General features: G+C 46.7%; 2 protein-coding genes and 1 pseudogene. 2 read left to right on the top strand and 1 reads right to left on the bottom strand.

The window, feature by feature from the left end:
- Positions 1-534 (bottom strand): annotated as a pseudogene (locus JGK20_RS33390) (hypothetical protein); the annotation flags it as partial.
- Between the two features lie 1,750 nt (positions 535-2,284).
- On the opposite strand from JGK20_RS33390, the gene JGK20_RS33385 reads away from it, so the two are divergent.
- Complete coding sequence (locus JGK20_RS33385) at positions 2,285-2,539, top strand: hypothetical protein (RefSeq protein ID WP_293193679.1); 255 nt, start codon at positions 2,285-2,287, stop codon at positions 2,537-2,539.
- Positions 2,540-2,543: 4 nt separating this feature from the next.
- Positions 2,544-4,214: a CHAT domain-containing protein gene (locus JGK20_RS33380; RefSeq protein WP_293233689.1), complete on the top strand. Its 1,671-nt coding sequence runs from the start codon at positions 2,544-2,546 to the stop codon at positions 4,212-4,214.
- Positions 4,215-4,545 lie beyond the last annotated feature (331 nt).

Raw genomic sequence — 4,545 nt, 5'->3', positions numbered from 1 at the left:
ATCGCCATCGCCGCCCTCGCAATCGTCGCCGTCTTTGCCTCCATAGAGTTTATTTTTGCCACTCTTTCCTTTGAGTTTGTCTTTGCCTCTTTTGCCGTAGAGCGACTGGTTAGCGCCCGTGGCAACAATTATGTCATCGCCATCAGTACCTTCGATCGTCTGGGGATCGCTGCCGCTGTTATCTTTTTTGTCATTTTTGTCATTTTTGTTGCCTGTACCTTCTTCGGGTACGCCGCTCAATTCAGCCATTTTGCTGCTATCATCAGCAACTTTGGGGGATGTGTCTTTAGGAGGAGGCGGATTCGGAACTTTGCCGACTAACTTGCCTAACCCGCTATCGGAATTGATAGCACTAGCATCCCGAAAATCGGCGAGTCGATCGAGTTCGCTGGCGGAAAACACGAGTTTTGGCTGCTCATCATCCAGGGCGATCGGTGAAAACAAACTGGTTTTTTTCAGGTCAGAAATTTCTGTTTCATCTCGATCGGGAAAAAGTGTTCCCGATACATTTTCTAACAACATTTCTTCTTCCATCTTTGATATTTCCAAAAAAGGGCTAAGTTTCTTAGAGTCAGTTTATCAGCAAGGAGGATATAGCAGAAGCATAATTTTACAATTTCATACTTTCGCCTGCTAGAGCCGCCGATCTCCGACCTTTCTGTTTATAGATGCTATTTAAACTGCAAGGGGTTATTTCCATCAGTTGCGAGTTTTATCTTCTGCAATGGTGCACCAAAAATAATTGATCCGCCACATACACCGCAAGAGTTGTGCCACAGCGCAAAACGCTTGTGACTTTCTCCGTAATTTCTACAGTAAGCTGCAGAATGTAAACTCGCAACTGACAACTCCCACATAACTACCCAAAACCTTTATTACCCAAATTTTACCTTGCTTTTCCTGCGATCGAGCCTAGTTGCCTTAACTTTTTGTAACACTCCCAGCTCTGACAAATCCTTCCCTGACTTAGGATTTGCATCTCTTTTGCCAGTGACTGTACGCTCCTAATTTTAGTTCCCGATGATTAATAAATAAATTAGATGATTCGCCCCGGCAAATATTTGTTTTAATTTTCTGTCGTATAAGTTTATCTGAATTCGAGCCAGCCTCGCGAACTGATAAGATTTTGTATTTTAGAAAAAATGCTAGCAACTCCGCCCAATAATATCTGGCTCAATACAGATTTTCAACAGTTGACAGTTGACAGTTGACAGTTGACAGTTTGAGAGCGGCCTCTACCGAAAAGTCCGAGTATTGGAGTAATGAATAGCCTGATTTTAATTTCTCCCGCTCCGGGTTCCGGCTTTCGACTAATTCTTTCTTGTAAAATTCTATAACACATAGCAATAAACACATAATTTATACGATTTTAGGTTTGAGATTTTAAATTTGAGATTAGTAATGACAGATTTTGTATTGTCTTGAACCTTGCCTACAATTGCATTAATTTTTGCCAAGAAGAATGGGTTTAAATCCTCCTCCTTTTAGGGGGAAATAAAACAAAATTCTTCACTGTTTCAATCCTCTTCCTTTTATGGAGAGGTAGCCCTCAAGCGGTCAACAGTCAACTGTCAACAGTCAACTGTCAACTGAAAAGTGGCATTGTTTTTGGTTAAAATTACAAGCTCGATCGGCATTTTGAGCGCAAATGACCCGTGGTGGACACGATAAACCCGGTTTATTTGTAAGTTTATGGTTGCCTTTTCCCAATATTTCACCGAAAAAGAGGCTGGATGAGGCTCAGTCCTCTAGATGAGAAAAATCCTGGTTGCTGGAAAGGGCTGGAATATTCGATAGCAGTTGTATTCTGAAAACTTCTCGGACACTTGACTTTATTTTTCCTGCTTCACTTTAGCTAGATTAAGACAGTTAAACAAAAAAATAACATTAACATAGAAGCGGTAAATTAGCAATAATCGATGAGGAATTTTAGAGGGTCGCTCTATCGATTAGCGATCGCCGCTCAGGGCTTATGGATGAGGACTCAGGGCTTACGGATGAGGACTCGCCGGCTGACCAATTCATTAATTGACACAAAATCAAGATTTGAAATGGGGGGTTGATGGTAGAGGATAAGTGGTGAGGACACAGCGATCGATCGCTACCGCCAAAAATTTACTCAAAATTGCCTGCGATATTGCCCTGAAACAGGTGGGCGATAGCTGAAGTAATCTTAATAAGAACTAGAGATCCGCCTGGTAAAGTGCCTCCTATTTAACTTTACTGAGCAATGACAAACTCAAGTTTCCGACGAATGTAAAGGGGTCTGCGGTAGAGGTGCAAAATGTTCAAAATAGCAAGATTGGAGAAAATTCGGCTTTCACCAAGCCATAGGGCAATCAAAACTAATAAACTGTTATTAAAGTACAAGTTTTATAGCCTCAAAGTGTTTGAACAAATATATTTGATCCCAGCGATCGCCCGATCGGGGGAAGCGCATTCAGAAACTTTGATTGAAAGAGTAAAAATTAGTTTGCCGATCGCGATTGCTAGCTGCAAAAACGCAGGCACATTCAGACTTGAGGCGGGGGGGCGCTAAATTGGTGAGCCAAGAATTTAAACTCTCAGTCACCCCAGTTGGGGACGACGAATATCTAGTGCGGACAGAAAAGGTTGCACCCGGTGTACCCTTAGCAGAGCAACAAGTCCGCTGGCCGATCGACCAATGGCTGGCACTGTCTGCTCAACTGATGAATGACCCGATGGTGGGCGTGTTCCAAGGAACTGGTGCTGCCGGTCGCACAGGGCGATCGACAAAAAACTCAGCGCCGAATTTAGTAGCCCTGGGGCAACAATTATACAGCGGACTGTTTCAAGGAAACTTGCGCGATAGCTGGACTTGCGCTCAAGGCATCGCCCAGCACCGCCGAGAAGTGCTGCAACTGCGCCTGGGACTCAAAGGCAGGCACTTGCCGCGGCTGCCGTGGGAAGTGCTGCACGCGGGCGATCGCCCTTTAGCAACCGGCACCGATGTCGTGTTTTCCCGCTACCAACCAGGTACAAGTTTGTTCAAACAAACCCGGGTGGTACCCAGCAGCGGCCCGCTAAAAATTTTAGTGGCGATCGCCTCTCCGAGCGATCGAGACAGCTTGCAGCTCAAACGAGAAGCGCTCCACTTGCAACAAGAACTGCAAAACCGGAGCGCTAATCCCCTCAAAAACGGCCCACACTCCGAAATTCAACTGACGATTCTCGAACAGCCCGATCGAGAACAGCTTACTCAAGCCCTAGAACAAGGACACTACCAAGTCTTGCACTACGCAGGCCACAGCAACTTAGGTTCCAGAGGTGGCGAACTCTACCTAGTCAGCAGCCGCACCGGGTTAACCGAAACCTTGAGCGGCGACGACTTAGCCGGATTGCTGGTTAACAACGGCATTCAGATGGCCGTGTTCAATTCCTGCCGCGGGGCCTACGGCGACCCCTCAGACATCGGCGAGGACAGTTCGGAACGCAATTTAACCGCAGCCTTAATCAAGCGGGGCATTCCGGCAGTGCTAGCAATGGCAGAAAGCATTCCCGACGATGTAGCCCTAACTCTGACGCGACTGTTTTACCGCAACCTGAATCAAGGCTATCCAGTCGATCTCAGCCTGAGTCGGGCCAGGGCGGGACTAATTTCTGCCTACGGTTCTCACCAGTTATACTGGGCTTTGCCGATTCTCTACCAGCACCCGGACTTTGACGGCTATCTGACGGGCGCCCCAGCCCAAAGCGGGCCATCCGGTTCTCCGGTGCCAAATTTAATCCTACCGGGAACGCCGCCGGCGGGAGCGGCCACAGAATGGAAGGCGCCGTCTGGACTCTCGACGATCGCCCCATACCCGCCAACCGCAGCCAATCAACCGCAGGAGTCAGACACAGATGACGGCGAAGTCTGGGAATATTTTCCCGACCAATTAAAAGATCGCAGGGATTGGGTTCACCAGAGCGATCGGTCTTCTGCTGCTAATTCACCGAACTCTATTCCTAATTCTGAGTCGGCGGCGATCCAAGCAACTCGGGTAACTACACCGACTCCGAAATCGTTCAAACAATCGGGATTGCAAAAATGTCTGGTAGTGATGCTTTGCTTGTTCCCCGTTGCTGTGAGTGCTGGCTTGTTTGGGTGGCGGCACTCACAGCAACGAGGCACGAAACCAGAAGAGTTACTGCCGGCGGTACGGACTCCCCTGTCGCAAAATTACTTGCAAGAACGTCACCAAGCAGAATGAAGAAGCAAGAAGGCATCAAACAGTTCACTTAATCTAAAAGGAAGGAAGAAGAGCAACAGAGCCAGCTTGAGTGCAAGCTGTATTTTACGTTTCATTTAGGATCGCGAATTAAATAATTTACACATATTTGTGGGATGGGCGTCCCGCCCGTCCAGAAAGGACGGGCGGGACGCCCATCCCACAAGAAGAATAAAAATTGTAAGTTATTTAATTCTTATTCCTTAAGTGAATTTACCGCTCGTAAAAACATGGACAAAGCTACCCAAAAGTAGTCAATGTTAGACATCTACGTTAGTAATTTTAGTCCACAGTCCTAAAACTACAGGAATAA

This window comes from Microcoleus sp. PH2017_05_CCC_O_A, assembly GCF_020738785.1.
GTDB lineage: Bacteria > Cyanobacteriota > Cyanobacteriia > Cyanobacteriales > Microcoleaceae > Microcoleus.
This window is presented reverse-complemented; position numbering and strand designations above follow the sequence as displayed.